The sequence below is a fragment of the Phaeodactylibacter luteus genome, assembly GCF_007993045.1.
GTDB lineage: Bacteria > Bacteroidota > Bacteroidia > Chitinophagales > Saprospiraceae > Phaeodactylibacter > Phaeodactylibacter luteus.
In genome coordinates, this window is the sequence record NZ_VOOR01000005.1 from 1 (window position 1) to 16,802 (window position 16,802).

Genomic DNA, 16,802 nt, shown 5'->3' on the forward strand with positions numbered 1-16,802 from the left:
CAGGCAGGCTTTCTTATAGTTCATCAATTTGATTTTCACTCAATCCTGTCAATTCTGATATCTCAGAGTTCGACATTCCTTTTGCTTTCATTCTTTTAGCTACTTCTTTTATACCTTCTTCGATTCCCTCTTCTCTTGATGTATCTACTACATTTTTCAAATCCCTATAATGTTTTAAACTCTCTTCATAGGCTTCTCTTTCTTCGGGTGTAAATTTGGCTATTTCAGCAGCCTCAAATAATCTCTCGAATATTTTATCTTGTAACCTTTTGGGGCGGTCTTGTAAATCTGATAAATGCTTGAATACATATAGCCATTTGTCAAAATGACTCTCTAATTCTTCTTCACTCTTTTTAAATTTTGGTAATTCTATATAAATGAATTTCAGTTTATCATAAAACACTTCACATTTCTGGTTTTTTAACTCGACAATATGAAGCAATTCATTATCTGATTTATGATCGTCAAATACAAAGTCTAAAATTCCTACAGTATATACCGGTTCTAATCTATAGTTCCACTCTCCTTTTTTTGCTTGTTCTTGGATCGGAAATGATGAATAATAAATACTCCTGTCTTTAAAGTAATTTTGTTTCGCTTTTTGAATTTCTACTATAAATCGCTCTCCTGACTCGCCTATACAATAAAGGTCAAATACAGCTTTTCGATCCAATTCATTTAATCCCATTTGTTCATTCCGGGAATAGGACAAATCCTTAATCTTATGTCTTTGGGGAAGAATCTGATTCAAGAAATCTATCAATAAGACTTTGTTTGGCTCAGTACCAAATAGCTTCTTGAACCCGAAATCAGTTAAAGGATTTATGTACTTATCTTCTAAAGCACTCATAATCATTTATTTAAAAACACATCTAACTATGGTTTTCAAATATAGCCAATTTTGAGTTTTATGTCTACAGTTTTTTGTTGTTTTACTTGCTTGCCTGCAACTCGCTAATACACGCACTTCCCCCCCCAATTTGTCGTTCTTTTTCCCACTCTGCCTTAGGCTGAGCCTACCTGCTTGCAGCGCCGGTGCGCCATGCTGTAGCTCAGACTATGCTACAATATACAAAAAGGCCACAATGCTGTCTGCTTGCCAATAGAAAAAAACAGCCTGCCGGTAGGCCAGTGCGGTTGCCCGGTGGGGGGAGTGCCATCTCTTGGCATTGGCCTAGCGCTGCGAAGGGGCGGCAGGCCCGATAGGGCCGAGCGGACAGCGAGCCCCGGAGCATAGCGGCACCTGCCCGCTGGCAGGGGCAGGCCCCCAAAAAAACGATAATCTGGTTTGGGCTACCTTCTTTCTATGCTCCCGGCAGTATCTAGTGGTCTGTCAAGTGTTAATTTATGGGTTGAGTGGGAGCGAATTTTGAGGCTAATCAAGGCGGATGTTCCCGCGCATAGCAGCGCTACGTAAGGGGTTGTCCAACGAAGAGTAGCCTCAAAAGTCGCCGCAGGCAACCCCTAGTTTTAGCCCTGACAGACCACTAGGGGCTACCCTGAAATTGGCACAAGCCCAAACTTAGCGGGGGTGCCCATCCTCTTATTCAGGTAGGCTGCTGACATCGATCAGTATATCAGAGCCCAAGTAAGCACTGTCGGCCCGGCTGTACCAGTGCCGCATGCGGGGCAGCTGCATTTGCTGTATGTGGGCAAGCCCGTCGATCTCCAGGTATTCTCCGCCCTCCGCTGCTGCGTATCCAAAGCCCCGTAGCTGAAAGGTGGCCTGATCAAAATAGAAGACCCAGTCTTCGCTGATGACAGGGTTGTTGAGCCGTGCGCTGATTTCGTAGCATGGGGAGCCGGCAAAGGGAAGGGCACGGGTATCGGGGCCGAGTGCGACATCAGGTGTGAACAAAGTCATTGGCAAGCCGGTGAGGAGCTCGTAAAAGCCTTGATAGCCGAGGGTGCGCTCGCATTGCAGGCGGTATTGGTTGATCAGGGCTGTATCGGTTACCGGTTGCCCGTTTATGAGGCTGTAGCAGCTGTCTTTAGTAAGGATACGGGCGACCGGCAGCCCATCGTACTCGCGCAGCAGCTCGAAGCGGCCACGCTGTTGATCGAGCTGCACCCGGCTGACGCGCTCGGCAAAGCCAATGCGGGGCTCGGCAAGGGTAAGCTTTAGCCGTGCCTGCGGCCATTGTTCGGCAGGGTCGTGGAAAGCCAGGCTTTTCCTCAGCACTTCCTGAGGGGCAGGCAAGACACGCTCGGCAGCCTGTCCTCCTTCAGGAGCATCGCAGCCGTAGGAGGATATCCACAGCAGAGCGGACAGCAGGAAATAGCCCAGAGGTCTCATGCTATACTTTTTGGCACACCATCACAAAGGCCGGCGGCACGTTGAAAGGGACAAAATTGATGTTCACATTGCCAAATACAGAGGTGTACAGGCTCTTCATGATCAAGGAGTAATGGACCTGAATGTAGCGCCCGTTCTTGCGCAGGCTATCGTGCGCTTTGCCAACAATCAACTGCCCGACTTCTTTGGGCAGGGAAACGAAAGGTATAGCGGAGACGATATAGTCTGCAAAGTCAGCGCCTGCTTCCTTGAGGTACCGGGCAATGTACTCTGCGGAGTCCTCGATGACGATGAGGCGGTCGTCATTGATTTGGCGCATCTGCTCACAAAACTTGGCATTGACTTCAAAGGCGAGCAATTTTGCGTCCGGGTGCATTCTGGCTAAGATATGCTCGGTAATGACCCCGTCGCCTGCGCCAAGCTCAACAATGACCCTGGCGGTGCCGAAGTCGATGTGTTTGATCATGCCCTTGCACAACTGCCGTGAGCTTCGGGTGAGTGTGCCAACAGTCTGCAGATTGCGCAGCCCTTCTCTCAAAAATTCTATTCTTCCCATCAGATTGTGTTAAAAGTCGCAGGCGGAAGGAGCCGGAAAGGCCGGGCTGATTGTCCGCCGTTGTTATAGTGCCTGTAACCTTAGCTTTTGGCATATCGCACAGGAAAACCGCGCTTTGTTGCTGATTAGGTCAGGTGTTCACAGCTGCCAAAATACAAGCTTTTTGGCAGACTCTCTAATTTGCTGCTGCCTGCTGCCCGGCAGCTGTAGGCTGTGGGCAGCGTGCTGCTTGGTTTGGCAACAATTGCCCCCCCCGGCGATTCTTTGGCATGGCAAGCGCTCATTTGTTGGGCGATACAGCATGAAGGCCTTAACTTGCGTGGGTTGGCACAGCCTGTTATTGTTGTATTGCATTGTTAACCCAAACACCCTGTTTATGCCATTTCGGCCGGCTATATTGTTGCTCTTTGGGCTGGGGCTCTGTTGTGCGCTCTGGGGGCGCTCAGCCGAGGGAGGGGTGTTGATCGATGAGATCAGCATCTCTGGCAACAAGCGCACCAAGGCTGCAGTCATCCGGCGCGAGATGCTGATACAGGAAGGGGATACTATCCCATTGGGCGAACTGTCGGCCCGCATCAGCCGCTGCGAGGAGGTCATTATGAACACGGGGCTGTTCAACCGGGCGAAAATTACGTACAAGGAATGGGAAGGCAGTACCAACCGGGTGCACCTGCTCGTCACGGTGGAAGAAGGCTGGTACATCTTCCCGGTGCCTATTTTTGAGCTGGCCGACCGCAATTTCAATGTGTGGTGGGTAGATCAGGGGCGTGCTTTAGACCGCACGAACTACGGGCTTCATTTTGCCCATATCAATGTCTCGGGCCACCGCGACAAGCTCAAGTCTACGATAAAGTATGGCTATACGCGTAAGTATTCTCTATTTTATGAGCGGCCCTACCTCAACCGTTCCAAAACCCTGGGCGCGTGGGTGGATGCTGGCTACTGGGCCAACCGGGAGGTCAACTATGCTACGCGAGAGGGCAAACAGGTTTTCTTCCGCAAAGAAGATGGCTTCTTGTACCGGCATTTTTCCGGCAGCCTGGGGCTGGCCTACCGGCCTGATATTTTCGGCACCCACCGTCTGGAGCTCGAGTACCGGGATACCCGGGTCGGGGCAGAGGTAACGGAAGAGCTCAATCCAGACTACCTCCTGGAGGGGCGGAGCCGCCTGCGGTCTTTCCGTCTAGCCTATCAGTATGTATACGAAAACCGGGATGCAGCCGCGTACCCTTGGTCGGGCAATTTTGCTTTCGCGGCCGCTGTCAAGGACGGGCTCGGGGTGTTCGGGCAGCGCTCAGGCCTGACGGTTTACGGGGGCTATGGGCATTATTTCCCTATGGGGCAGCGCTGGAGCTTTGGAGCGGAGGCCCGCGCCAAATATTCGGTTATCCGCAGCCCGCAGCCTTACCGGGAAAACCGCGCGCTGGGCTTTGGCAACTACACCCTACACGGCTGGGAGTACTATATCGTTGACGGGCTGGACCTGGGGCTGCTGAAAACAGCCCTTCGCTTCCGGTTCTGGTCTTTTGATTTCAACTTCGGCAAGCTGATGCCCATGCAGGCCCTGCGCAGCATGCCGGTGCGCCTACAGCTGGCGCTCAATAACGATCTGGCTTTTGTCAACAGCCCTCACAATCGGGCAGACAACCCTTTCAGCAACCGGCTGCTCTGGGGCGGTGGGCTGGGGCTGGAAGCCGTATTTTATTATGATAAAGTGGTGCGGATTGAGTATAGCCTGAACGATTTGCTCGAAAAAGGGCTATTTTTACATTTTAGCATGAATATTTAATCCGGCACTGACATGCAGGTAGTCGTTTACAGCAAGGTCTTCAAAGAAAAAGATGCGCGCCACATTCAGCACCTTTTCGATGCCCTGCACGAAGAAGGGATGACCCCCTTCGTCTATGCCCCTTACTTGGAGCAGCTCAAAGGGGCTATTGTTTTCCCTGTTGAAGTAGGGGTGTTCGAAGGCTACCTGGACCTGGCCACCCAAAAGTTTGATTTTTTTATTACCCTGGGCGGCGATGGCACAATACTGGCTTCCACCACCCACATCCGCGACAGCGGCGTGCCCATTGTGGGGCTCAACTTAGGCCGGCTTGGCTTTCTGGCCAGTATCGAAAAAAAACGCATCACGGAAGCCGTGCGCCTGCTGAGGCGGGGCATGTACACCATAGAGGAGCGCACCCTGTTGTATCTGGAGTCTAACCTCCCTATATTCGGAGAAATCCGCTTTGCGCTGAATGACATTACCCTGCTCAAGCGGGATACCTCTTCCATGATCACCATTCATACCTTCATCAACGGTGCCTATTTGAATTCTTATTGGGCAGATGGCATCATCGTGGCTACGCCTACCGGCTCAACGGGGTATTCCTTGAGCTGTGGGGGGCCTATCATATTCCCCAACTCCGGAAATTTTGTCCTTACCCCCGTTGCCCCGCACAACCTCAATGTGCGGCCGATCGTCATTGCCGATGATTCTATCATCAGTTTTGAGATTGAAGGGCGGGCCGAGAATTTCCTCTGTACCCTGGACTCCCGCTTTGAGACCATCACCGCCGCGCATCAGCTGGGCGTGCGGAAAAACGATTTCAGCATCCGGCTAGTACAGTTGCACGATGTAACTTTCATGGATACCATCCGCTCTAAACTGGCTTGGGGCACCGATAGCCGGAATGTCTAACCCAAATTCAACCCTACGCCTATGTATGCCTTACTAGAACTCGGCGGGCAGCCTTACCGAGCCAACCTTACCGAGCCATTGGATATCGCCATCCCGCTCAAAGCCGGCCTGCAAACGGTCAACTGTTTTTATGCACCGCCCATGGAAGTCAGCCCAGTAGTAGTGGGCGATTTTGTGGGGGATACCAGCCAAGGCGGGGCCGTCAACTTTAAAAATATCCGCCTCAACCCTCACGGCAATGGCACGCATACCGAGTGCGTGGGCCACATTTCCCGAGAAGGGCACACCATCAACCAATGCCTCCGGCAGTTCCATTGGCCGGCCCGCTTGCTGAGCCTATTCCCGGCCAAAATAGATGGAGGAGACCGGGTTGTCCTTCGCAGTCAATTGGAAGGCTTGCTAGAGGGCGAGCCGCTTACTCCGGCACTCGTCCTGCGCACCTTGCCTAATGATGACCTGAAAATGTTGACCAACCACTCTGGCGCAAACCCGCCTTACTTCCATCACGAGGCCATCGCCTACCTTGTGGAGAGAGGGGTGGAGCACTTGCTTGTCGACCTCCCTTCTATCGACCGTGAAGAGGATGGCGGGAAACTGCTTGGTCATCGGGCTTTCTGGCAGTACCCCGAGCAGCCCCGTACAATGTGTACGATATCGGAGCTGATTTATGTAAATAATGCTATCCGTGACGGGTACTATTTGTTGAACTTGCAGATCGCGAGCTTTGAGGTAGATGCGAGCCCCAGCAAACCTGTACTCTATGCCCTTCAGCCCGCCTGAAAAAGGGACACCTCAGTAGGCTGGCCAATCATTTAAGCTTAGGGAGGGCCTGCCTCTTGCAGGGGCGGTATCACAAGCTGTCATCCTACTGCCTGTACGGCAGATATCGGAGAAGGGATGGAACGTCAGCCGGAATGAGGTTTATGCTGTCACCGGACTAGCGCTGCGCAGGGGTGCAAGCCCGATAGGGCCGAGCGAGGAGCGAGCCCCGAAGCATAGCGGCCCCTGCCAGAAGGCAGGGGCAGGCCCCAAATGAGTGGCAATATGGCCTGTGGCTGAGATATATGTTTAAGATGGTGCCATTGGGAGGGCAAGGTTCCTGAAGCAGCAGGGGGCAGAAATGGGGAAAGTACTAGGCGGTGCGCTACAGATTCAGTCGGTGATTCGGGGGCAGCAGCAATCTGGGCGCGGCTCGGTTGCTGTTATCTGGCTGGAGGCAATATGCTACAGGGGAGTGGCAGCCCATTGTGCCACGCGTCCCTGGATCACTATGTCGGTACCAACTACATTTTTTTTAAAAAAAAGCATTAAAATTTGGAAATGTCAGCAGGGGGGGGGTAATTTTAAATCATAGATAGATAGAAAATCAAATTATATAGCTGTAGTCAGGCTTTTTTCGGATTTGTATGGATCGCAAATCCCTCTGTAGCCCAAGAATTCCGCTTGGTTGAGCTAACGAATAGGGTGCTGTTTAGAGGTGCTCGTTTGTTCTGTAAAATCAACGCTTTATGCACTTGGTTTCCTCACTAAGTTTTTATGGGCGCAAACCAAAATGTCGCAGGCGTTTCGGCTCTCCGGCTTTAGGGAGTGGAATTGGACTAGCGCTGCGCAGGGGTGCAAGCCCGATAGGGCCGAGCAAGCCCCGAAGCATAGCGGCCCCTGCCAGAAGGCAGGGGCCGGCCTAAAAAAGACAATCTGGTTTACGCCCGTTTTTATCTAGCTCGCTAAACTCAAATTTAGTGGCTTCGGCAGAATCCTACCGGTCATTCTGGTACAGCAGGTGGTCATAAGTTATTGGTTTTTAATATTGAATCGCTCCAAAGCAAGCTTTTAGACTTCAGGTTAAAGGCATTTGTTAAGCCAAGATGATGTAAAATTTGATTTTTTCACCTTAAACCATTACGATATGAAGTACATTCAGTCAGGGGTGCTCTATTTGGCCCTTTCCGCTTTAATTATTTATCCCGGATGTCAGGAAGAGTGTTATACAGATGACTCGAGGAATGAAAGAAAGGCTATCACCCTCCAATCGCCTGCATTCCCTACGGGAAATATTAGTACATCTGGTTTCACATGCAATATACCTGAAAACCCTGCTCATATAGCCTATGCGACTCCTGGTCCAATTGAGAGTATTGTAAATTGCGATATGTTAAGAGAGTTAAACTCGGCAGGAGGGCTCGCTGTCACCGGCAGTAAATGGGGCTTCTTGCTAGAGGTAAGTGGTCAATGTGCTGATCAAGCAAGGTACTTGGAGGAATTTAGGTTTGGAGAGTCTTTAGGGTGTGAAAGTAAAATCCGTGAAATGCCTGTATCAGCTATTGAAATAGGAGGTGATTATGTTTTCGAGATGTGTCCAGATCCGCATATCCCATCAAATTATGGAGCAGCTGAATATCGTTTCTCATTGTATGTGAGGTCACCAACGTTCGAAAATACGGATGATTGCAATTGTTCAAATGATATTTATGGAATATTCGACGATCGCTATATAGTCAGGGCGGTCTCAAAAATATTGATTGAGGATTTAGACTTGAACTACTATTTTAGCGATGCATGCATAAAAGCACCACTAGTCTTTTATGAGCCAATCATGTACACCACCGATTGTTTATAATTTTATCTACAGTTAAAAAAAAGCGACATGAAAAATATTAATTTTTTCTTACTCCTTGCCATTTTCTTTTCCTCTTGTGAGGAGATGAAGGAGCTACCTGTGATCGAAAGAGCTACTGAGGATTTAGCGCTGATAGATTTATATTTCAAACTGACGAATGAGGACATCAAGATATCTGCTACAGTGGCGAACACGCAGGCTAATTTTTTCGCTGATATGTGGGACGAGAATAATCGTGCAAGTGCTCTGGGCATTTGCTATGAGGGTACGGAGGTAGGCTGTTCTTATGAGGCTGTATCGGTTGGGGAGCATGAATTGCCATTGGGAGTCCCAGGAGGTTTTCGCAAAAACCGCGCCCCGGAGTACAAATCTTTATTTGGCCGGGAGGTTGAAGTGAAGCTCTTGGCAAAGGGGCAGGAAATAGATGCTAGGGAAAACCCAGTCAACAGTACTGTTTACATACCCGATATCCTTGAGGTAGTAGAAATGGGCATCCCTGATTTAGAGGATGGTTTTACGATACAGTGGAATGCAGATGATGACAATGAGAATGGCGTCTACCTTATCATTGAATATTCCCCATGGGAAAATCCTAGGCTAGCCGAAGACCACGAGGAAAAGCTGTATGCTTATATCCATGTAGAGGATAGCGGTAGTTACGCTTTTCAAAAAGCAGATTTCGCAGATATTCCCGGGCTTAATGCGCTTGTACATTTAACTGTGCTTAGAGGTACATTCGAAATTGCTGACTTGCAAGAGGGCGGTGAGCAATTCCGCTTTTTAGCTTACACCCAAGCATCTGGCTATGCTAGGGTCAAGTGATGAGGGCGCAAACCAAATTGTCGCTCATGCAGTCCATGGATGGTCCATTTGAGCGTTAATAATCCGCCGTATGCCATCCTGTTTTCCGCTCTTGAAGGCTGCCCGCAAATTTAATACAGCAGTTACACTCTGCGTCCAGCGTTGGCCTACTAATTTACAGCGTTGCTGGACTACCGTGCTGATTGCGGATTCAATTGCGCCACTGTCTATGCAGTAGCCAGCTTTCCGGTATTCATCGTACTTCATTCGGTAGCCGTTTTTCTGATAATACTGAATGACCGCATCAGCTTTCTCAATAATGGAGCATCGCCTGCCCAAGGCTTTCGTCCTGATTGCCAGAATAACTTTTTGAACGGGAGCAAACCAAAATGTCGCAGGCGTTTCGGCTCTCCGGCTTTAGGGAGTGGAATTGGACTAGCGCTGCGCAGGGGTGCAAGCCCGATAGGGCCGAGCGAGGAGCGAGCCCCGAAGCATAGCGGCCCCTGCCAGAAGGCAGGGGCAGGCCCCAAATGAGTGGCAATATAGCCTGTGGCTGTCCGGGTTTACTCCAATGACGGATGCCCAGTTGGGCACATAAACCATGCCGTAGCGTTGAGCTGCTAACCAGTTTGTCGTGTGTCTCGCCTTAGGCACAGCGAAGGCGAGCAGGGCCAGTCAGGGGCTTGGGCTGCAGTGCAGCCAGTACTTGTCCCCTATGCAAAGGTATAGCGGAGCTTTGCGATTTTTCCTGTACTTTTGGGCCCGGAAATCAAACGCTATCCAATTGGGTATCAACATCAACCGTTACCGCAAGGCACTTTATTTTTTGGCGCTGGCCCTGCTCGCGCCTGCACTCCTGATCAATCTGGGCTTGCTTACCCTCATTGACGACGAAGCGCTGCGCGCATGGGTAGCGCTCGAGATGCAGCTCTCTGATAATTATATAGCCCCCATGCTGCACGGCGACTTCTACTATAAAAAGCCGCCGGTTTACAATTGGATGCTGCTTGGGGTGTTTAGCCTTACCGGCGAAATGGACGAATGGTCGATACGCATCCCCACGGTAGCCTTTTTGTTGGTTTACATCAGTACGATTTATTATTTCGCCCGGCAGCACTTCAGCCGCGATCTGGCAGCCCTTTCGGCCTTGGCGTTCCTGACCTGCGGGCGTATTTTGTTCTATGACTCTTTTCTCGGGCTGATCGATATCAGCTACTCTTGGCTGACCTTCCTGTCCTTCATGTTGTTTTTCCACCTTTCGGAAAAAGGCAGGTGGGCACAGGCATTTGGGTGGTCGTATGCCCTTGCTGCTGTAGGCTTCCTCATGAAAGGGCTTCCTGCAGTAGTATTTCAGGGCGCTACAGTGCTAGGCTGGCTGGCTTACCGCCGCGAATGGTACCGGCTGTTCCGTTGGCCGCACCTATTGGGCGGGCTGATTTTCCTGGCCATTACCGGGGCGTATTATGCAGCCTATGTGCAGTACAACAGTTTGGATGCATTAGCTCAGGTGCTGCTCAATGAGTCAGCAAAGCGCACTGCTGGGCGCTATCCATTTTGGTTTACAGTTTTGCACCTCCTCACTTACCCATTTGAGCTGCTGGTTTATCACTTTATGCCATGGGGGCTTTTGGCGGTTTTCCTGCTCAAGCGGGGCGCTTGGGCGAAAATATGGCAGCACCGCTTTACCGCATTTGCCATGCTGGTATTCTTGCTCAACATCATCGTCTACTGGACGGCACCCAAGGTACACCCCCGGTACGTATTCATGCTCATCCCCTTGCTGTTCATGGTACTGCTGTACCTTTATAACGAATATACAGAGGAAGCCACGTGGCAAAAGCAGGTGATCGATATGGTGCTGCTGGGCTGCTGTCTGGTATTGCCGCTGGCTGCCTTGGCGCCGCTCTTTTTAAGCCGGCTTTCGGGCACTCCTTGGCTTTGGCCCAAAACTTTGCTCATCTTTGCACTGCTGTCTGGCTTGGCCTACGGGGCCTGGCGCTTCCGGGAAGCCCGCCTGCTCACTGTAGCGGTTGCGCTCTTGGCCGTCCGCCTGGCATTCAACTGGTTTGTGCTGCCCGACCGCGACGCCAATGACTTTGGCAACGATGCCCGCCTCGATGCTATACGGGTAGCCCGGGCTTACGAAGGAAAAGACCTTCGTATGTTTGCGCAAAGCGAATGGCAGCCGATGACGTCCTTTCAGATGACCTTGGAGCGCGGGGCGGTCATCCCCGTAGATTATGGCCCCATCGATACTTCTGCCTATTATGTCATTGATCCTCAGGCCTATCCCAGCTTGGAATATGAGACTGATGGGACGCTTCAGATGAGGCACGGGAAAAAGGTATACCGTATTGTACGGTTCAAAGCGCCTATCCCTAAAACAGCTATACCAGAACCTGTCGAATACGATTAAAGTGCAGCGCGCGCTGGCTTGCATTAGAATTTGAATTATGTCGCTAAAATTATCTGCCGTAGTAACGGTTTACAACGAGGAGCTCAACATTCAACCACTGGTGGACCGGCTGACGGCAGCTCTGGAGGGGATTGATTACGAAATCGTGTACGTGGACGATGGCTCCACCGATGGTACCCTTAAAGCCCTGTACGGCATCAGCCATCCACGGCTCAAGGTTGTGGCGTTTAGGAAAAACTATGGGCAGAGTGCTGCCCTTATGGCCGGCATTGAAGCCGCGGAAGGCGAGTTCATTGCTACTATGGATGGCGACCTGCAGAACGACCCTTCTGATATACCGGCCATGCTCAAAATGGCGGAAGAAGGGGACTACGATATGGTGGCTGGAGAGCGCGCCAACCGAAAGGATGGCATGGTACTCCGGAAAATCCCCAGCTGGATTGCCAACTATATCATCCGGAATTCTTCTGGCGTGCACCTGCGCGATTACGGCTGCGCGCTCCGGGTATTCAGAGCCGAGCTCGCTAAAGACCTAGGCATTTATGGGGAGCTGCACCGTTTTATCCCTGTATTGGCCCACCTGGAAGGCGCAAAAATTGTGCAAGTCCCAGTGAAGCATCATGCTCGGGAGTTTGGGCAATCTAAATATGGGCTGAACCGGACTTTCAAGGTCGTAAGCGATTTATTGCTCATGCTTTTCTTCAAGCAGTACCTGCAGCGCCCTATGCACCTGTTCGGCAACACTGGCCTATTGCTGCTGGGCGGAGGCCTGCTGATCAACCTGTACCTGGGCGCTCTAAAGCTATTGGGGCAGGACATCTGGGGCAAGCCGCTTTTGATCTTGGGCCTGCTGCTGGTCTTGGGGGGCATTCAGTTCATTACCATCGGGCTGGTAGCTGAAATACAAATGCGGACGTACTACGAGTCGCAGCAAAAACGCCCGTACAAAATCCGCCGCATCACCAAAGGCGGCATCGAACAGCAAAAAACAACGCATGCATAAGGAGGAACTAGATATAGGCGGGCTCGTCTTATACAAGAACAACCAACTGATCGCTTTCAACAAACCGGCGGGGCTGCCTGTCGTTTCCGATAAAACTGGCGATAAGTCTATGGCCGTGTTTGGGCAAAGCTATTGCAAGAGCAAGCTCGGGCTGATACATCGGCTCGACCGGCCGGCAAGCGGTGCGGTATTGTTCGCCCGTACAGAAGGCGCCCTGGCTGCGCTGAACGAACAGTTCCGCAACCGGGAAGTAGAGAAGGTATACCTGGCCGCTGTGGCCGTGCGCCCAGAACAAGACGAAGGTAGGCTGATCCATTACCTGCGAAAGGATGGGCGGAAAAACCAAGCCATGATAGCAGCGGAAAAAGACCGGAACAGCAAAAAGGCAGAGCTGTCTTACCGCTACCTGCAAAGCAGCGAGCACTATCACCTGCTGGAAATCCGGCTGCACACCGGCCGGCACCACCAAATCCGTGCACAGCTGGCGGCTATCGGCTCTCCTATCAAAGGGGATGTCAAATATGGCTTCCGCCGAAACAACCCTGACCGGTCTATTCACTTGCACGCTTGGAAGCTGGCATTCCGCCACCCGGTCTCCGGGCAGCGCGAGCTCATCATTGCACCTCTGCCTGAAGGAGACCCTGTCTGGTCTGCTTTCCAAATTTAACCCCAAGACCTTTAAGACCGTATGGAAAAAATACTGGAATACTTCCCTAAGCTGACCGACGATCAGCGCGCCAAATTCGAACAGCTCGGCCCGCTGTACGAAGAGTGGAACGACAAAATCAACGTCATCTCTCGCAAGGATATAGAAAACCTCTACCCTCATCACATCCTCCATTCTCTAGGCATTGCCAAGGTGGTGAAGTTCCGTAGCGGTGCTAACATTTTGGATTTGGGCACCGGTGGCGGGCTGCCAGGCATCCCGCTTGCTATCCTTTACCCGGAAGTCAACTTTACCCTGATCGATGGCACCCGGAAAAAAATCCTTGTCGTAGAAGAAATAGTGGCTGCCCTGGGCCTCAAAAACGTGAAGCCGATGCACCTTCGGGCTGAGGAGCTGAAAGGGCGCTTCGACTTTGTCGTCTGCCGGGCAGTAGCCAGCTTGGACAAACTCGTGCCTTGGAGCGCCCGCTTGCTTAGCCACGAGGAGCGCCACGCCCTGCCCAATGGCCTGCTGACCTTGAAAGGGGGCAACCTCAGAGGGGAGATCAAAGCCCTTGGCAAAGGCGCCTATGTGGAGCAATTTCCGCTGACGGACTACTTCCCCTTGGAATACTACATGGAGAAGTACGTCATCTATGTACAGCGTTGAGCCTCTCTGCCCGGCTAATCTTAAGAAAAACTTTTTCAGCCTTTTGCCTTTTTGTACATTTGGCAATCGCAACAAGAAACCATAGCCACTATGTCATTTGAAGTAGAAGGAAAGCTCCATAAGAAGTTTGATACAGAGCAAAAAACAGACTCTTTCCAAGCCCGTGAGTTCGTCATTGAGACTGAAGGGAATTATCCGCAGTTTGTAAAATTCCAGCTGGTGCAAGACCGCTGCGCGCTCGTTGACCCCTTCGAGGAAGGGCAGATCATCAAGGTTCATTTTGACCTGCGCGGCCGGGAGTGGAACGGCAAGTACTTTACCAACCTCAATGCTTGGCGTGTTGAGCAGGGTGGAGCCGCTGCGCCCCCATCTGCAACAGGCGGAAGCATGCCTTCTGACGACCCCTTCCCTAGTGCCGATGATGAGCCGGCTACACAGGCTGACGACGATTTGCCATTTTAATCCAACAGCTTGCTGATGAGCACAACAGGCAGAGCAGGGGCATCCCCTGCTCTGCCTGTGCCGTTTGCCCCCTTACTGTTGCCTTTCGGCCAAATACCTTCCCTCAAATACAGCCGCTTGCTCAAAAAGCTGTACTTTTGTAACTTGAGTTTGTGTATAAGCCTTGATCACTACCGCTTTACGCATACGCAGCAGTCATAATCTTCACACTTCAGCCAGCCCAATAAGGCTGCGCAGAGCACGCCATTTATCTGCCCGGAGAGCATTTGCTCCCAGAGCAGGATCAATTACTGCAGGATAAAAAGACGACAGACAGCCATCAGGCCGCACTGCTGCCGTATGCCTGGTGCAAACGTCAAAAAGAATTATTCGTCAATGGCACGCTACGCGGTACCCGCTACTCACCTCATCTTCGCTCTGGCCCTCTCCTTCTTGGGGATGGGGCCCCACTTCGTTTTGGCACAGCCCATCGTGCTCGAAGATTGCGCCACGCCTTATGTAGACCCTCAGGACGGTAACAACCAAGCGACCTCGCAAAACAGAGACACGCTGGTCTACACCCAATTCTTTGATACCGAAATGCAGGCTTACCGTTATTGGATTGATGTGAATGCCTTTGGCGGGCAGCAAGTAGACCGCGTAAAGGTCCAAGCCATACTCCCCGACAACTCTACAAAGGACATCAATACGCTGACATTCGGCGCTTGCGCAACGTGTACGGAAGGTTTTGCCCTTAGCCTCAACGACAGCCTGGCCGTGTCTGGGGTCGCTACCGTTGCTGAGATGGAGCTATGGCTGGAAGCCCTCGGGCAGCCGCCTTTTGCGCTCACAGGCAACCTGCAGACCCTGTCCGGTGTCGGCAGGCTGTCTGGGGTGGCTCCGTTTTGCGCTATAGGGCTGCGTGTGGAGTACAGCGTATACAGTGACCCCAATAATGCTTCTACAGAGTTTGCCACCTACATCCACTGCCCGGAGCCGGTATCCGACTGTCAGTTTGAGCCAGTGGCCATAGCTGATTGCGTGGTTGGGCAGATTCAGCTGGGGGCCGAAATCCCTGAAGGCTGCTTTCAGCCCGGCTTTCAGGTGAGCTGGGCCAATGAGGAGGGGGATACGGTCGCCCTGTCTCCGGATGCCACCTTGCCGCTGCAGGGGCAGGAAGGCTGGTACTATTTCACGGCTGCTGATGAGTGCTGCCTGCTGCAGGACTCGTTTCTGCTAGACAACCCCCAATTTGCGGAGGCCGGCGAAGACCTTGTGCGCTGTGCGGATACCCCCTTGCTCCTTGCCGGGGAAGGCGGGCAGGGCCATTTTTGGACCTTGCCCGGGGGCGGGGCCGGCGACTCCCTGCTGATCATCCCGGTGCTTGAGGCAGCCGATTCTGGGCAGTATATACTGCACGCCTTCAACGAACAAGGCTGTGAGGACACTGATACTTTGCAGCTGGACATTCTGACGCCCCCTTCCCCCATAGTGGAGCAAACGGAAGGCTGCCTGGGCGACACCATTTTCCTCCTTACGGAAAATGCGGCAGATTATGAGAGCATTCAGTGGTTCAGCCCTCAGGAAGCGCCGCTGCCCTTTGCCTTTTTGCCTGGTTTTCAGGCTTTTCAGGCCGGTACTTACCGCGTAGAAGCTACAGATAGCGAGGGCTGTGTGGCTAAAACCGGGCTCGAAGTGATGGCGAACGCCTTGCCAGAACCGGAACTTTTCCTAGAGGAAACTTGCGACACGGCCTATGCATTCTTTAGCCCTGAAGCTTATCGGTACAGCTGGCCAGAGGGGGATGGGCTCGTGCTTGCTACCGCTACCGGAGGGGTTTTCCCCATTACGGTTACAGACAGCTTGGGCTGCACCCTAGCCTGGGAAGTGGCTGTGCCAGAGCCCAATGGCCCAGAAGTGCAGCTGCTGATCGATCAGCCTTACTGCCCGGGCGATAAAGGTGCCCTTGAAATCGTCTTGCACAGCGAAGAACGTCAAGCTATATTTTCCATCGATGGGGGTGAAACGTATACGCTGGCCGACCGCTTCCGGAACCTGGATTACGGCCCGTACGAGGTCGTCATAAGAGATGCGTTAGACTGTGTGCAGCGTTTTGAGATAGACATCATACCGCCCGATACCCTTGGCGTAGCGTTGAACTATGCACCTATCACGGTCAGGCCCACCACGCCGGTCAGCCTTGTAGCTACCACAGTGGGCGCTGTAGCCCGCTACCAATGGGTGCCTGGAGAAATCGACACCGGCGGGCCAGCCGTCAGCTTCATCGCTAACCGCAATATGGATATCCGGGTCATTGTCGAAGATGAGCGGGGCTGCCGTGCATCCGCTGCCCTGCCCCTGACCGTAGTGGTTGGGGAGGTCTATGCCCCCTCTGCTTTTTCACCGGACGGGAACGGCATCAACGACCGGTTCACTCTCTATTCAGACAATGGCTCCGGAGAGCTGATGGCCTACCTGCGGGTATTTGACCGTTGGGGCGGGCTGATCTTTGAGGCCGAAGGAGTGCCACTGAGCGATGAGCGTTATGGCTGGGACGGCACCCGAAATGGGGAGCCCCTAAATACAGGAACCTACACCTATCAGGCGCTGGTCCAATACCCGAACGGGTTTGTACGGGAGCTGGCCGGGCTTGTACACTTAAGCCGATGAT

The 16,802-nt window shown here is 52.2% G+C and carries 15 protein-coding genes; 11 read left to right on the forward strand and 4 right to left on the reverse strand.

Annotation, left to right across the window (positions count from 1 at the left end; all coding sequences use genetic code 11):
• Positions 1-13 precede the first annotated feature (13 nt).
• The 3 genes from FRY97_RS03295 to FRY97_RS03305 all read right to left on the reverse strand — a co-directional run bounded on the left by FRY97_RS03295 (position 14) and on the right by FRY97_RS03305 (position 2,852).
• Positions 14-850: an Rpn family recombination-promoting nuclease/putative transposase gene (locus FRY97_RS03295; protein ID WP_147166004.1), complete on the reverse strand. Its 837-nt coding sequence runs from the start codon at positions 848-850 to the stop codon at positions 14-16.
• A gap of 693 nt (positions 851-1,543) precedes the next feature.
• Positions 1,544-2,296 (reverse strand): DUF6503 family protein, encoded by a 753-nt coding sequence (locus tag FRY97_RS03300; protein WP_147166005.1) that lies wholly within the window; start codon positions 2,294-2,296, stop codon positions 1,544-1,546.
• A gap of 1 nt (position 2,297) precedes the next feature.
• Positions 2,298-2,852, reverse strand: coding sequence for a class I SAM-dependent methyltransferase (locus tag FRY97_RS03305; RefSeq protein ID WP_147166006.1), 555 nt, complete (start codon positions 2,850-2,852; stop codon positions 2,298-2,300).
• A 376-nt stretch (positions 2,853-3,228) separates the two neighbouring features.
• On the opposite strand from FRY97_RS03305, the gene FRY97_RS03310 reads away from it, so the two are divergent.
• The 5 genes from FRY97_RS03310 (at position 3,229) to FRY97_RS03330 (ending at position 8,977) form a co-directional block, all read left to right on the forward strand.
• Complete coding sequence (locus FRY97_RS03310) at positions 3,229-4,641, forward strand: POTRA domain-containing protein (RefSeq protein WP_170254483.1); 1,413 nt, start codon at positions 3,229-3,231, stop codon at positions 4,639-4,641.
• A gap of 12 nt (positions 4,642-4,653) precedes the next feature.
• Entirely contained in the window at positions 4,654-5,538 is an 885-nt protein-coding gene (locus FRY97_RS03315) for an NAD kinase (RefSeq protein ID WP_147166008.1), read from the forward strand.
• A 21-nt stretch (positions 5,539-5,559) separates the two neighbouring features.
• Positions 5,560-6,318, forward strand: a complete 759-nt coding sequence (locus FRY97_RS03320) for a cyclase family protein (protein ID WP_147166009.1) — start codon at positions 5,560-5,562, stop codon at positions 6,316-6,318.
• A 1,126-nt stretch (positions 6,319-7,444) separates the two neighbouring features.
• The gene (locus FRY97_RS03325) at positions 7,445-8,155 is read left to right on the forward strand and encodes a hypothetical protein (RefSeq protein ID WP_147166010.1); all 711 of its coding nucleotides are present in this window, start codon (positions 7,445-7,447) and stop codon (positions 8,153-8,155) included.
• Between the two features lie 27 nt (positions 8,156-8,182).
• The gene (locus FRY97_RS03330; protein WP_147166011.1) at positions 8,183-8,977 is read left to right on the forward strand and encodes a hypothetical protein; all 795 of its coding nucleotides are present in this window, start codon (positions 8,183-8,185) and stop codon (positions 8,975-8,977) included.
• A gap of 24 nt (positions 8,978-9,001) precedes the next feature.
• On the opposite strand, the gene FRY97_RS03335 is transcribed toward FRY97_RS03330, so the two are convergent.
• Positions 9,002-9,223 (reverse strand): hypothetical protein, encoded by a 222-nt coding sequence (locus tag FRY97_RS03335; RefSeq protein ID WP_147166012.1) that lies wholly within the window; start codon positions 9,221-9,223, stop codon positions 9,002-9,004.
• Positions 9,224-9,740: 517 nt separating this feature from the next.
• Between FRY97_RS03335 and FRY97_RS03340 the strand changes: the two genes are divergently transcribed.
• From FRY97_RS03340 to FRY97_RS03365, 6 genes are all read left to right on the forward strand, one after another.
• On the forward strand, positions 9,741-11,372 hold the full coding sequence (locus FRY97_RS03340) for an ArnT family glycosyltransferase (protein WP_170254484.1): 1,632 nt from the start codon (positions 9,741-9,743) through the stop codon (positions 11,370-11,372).
• 37 nt (positions 11,373-11,409) lie between these two features.
• Positions 11,410-12,375, forward strand: a complete 966-nt coding sequence (locus FRY97_RS03345) for a glycosyltransferase family 2 protein (RefSeq protein WP_147166014.1) — start codon at positions 11,410-11,412, stop codon at positions 12,373-12,375.
• A complete protein-coding gene (locus tag FRY97_RS03350) occupies positions 12,368-13,042 on the forward strand; it encodes an RluA family pseudouridine synthase (RefSeq protein ID WP_147166015.1) in 675 nt (224 codons plus the stop codon). Before FRY97_RS03345 ends, FRY97_RS03350 begins: the two co-directional genes overlap by 8 nt.
• A 21-nt stretch (positions 13,043-13,063) precedes the next feature.
• Entirely contained in the window at positions 13,064-13,690 is a 627-nt protein-coding gene (gene rsmG, locus FRY97_RS03355; protein WP_147166016.1) for a 16S rRNA (guanine(527)-N(7))-methyltransferase RsmG, read from the forward strand.
• 90 nt (positions 13,691-13,780) lie between these two features.
• Entirely contained in the window at positions 13,781-14,152 is a 372-nt protein-coding gene (locus FRY97_RS03360) for a DUF3127 domain-containing protein (protein ID WP_147166017.1), read from the forward strand.
• Positions 14,153-14,527: 375 nt separating this feature from the next.
• Positions 14,528-16,801 (forward strand): T9SS type B sorting domain-containing protein, encoded by a 2,274-nt coding sequence (locus FRY97_RS03365; protein WP_170254485.1) that lies wholly within the window; start codon positions 14,528-14,530, stop codon positions 16,799-16,801.
• The last annotated feature ends 1 nt before the right edge of the window (position 16,802 follow it).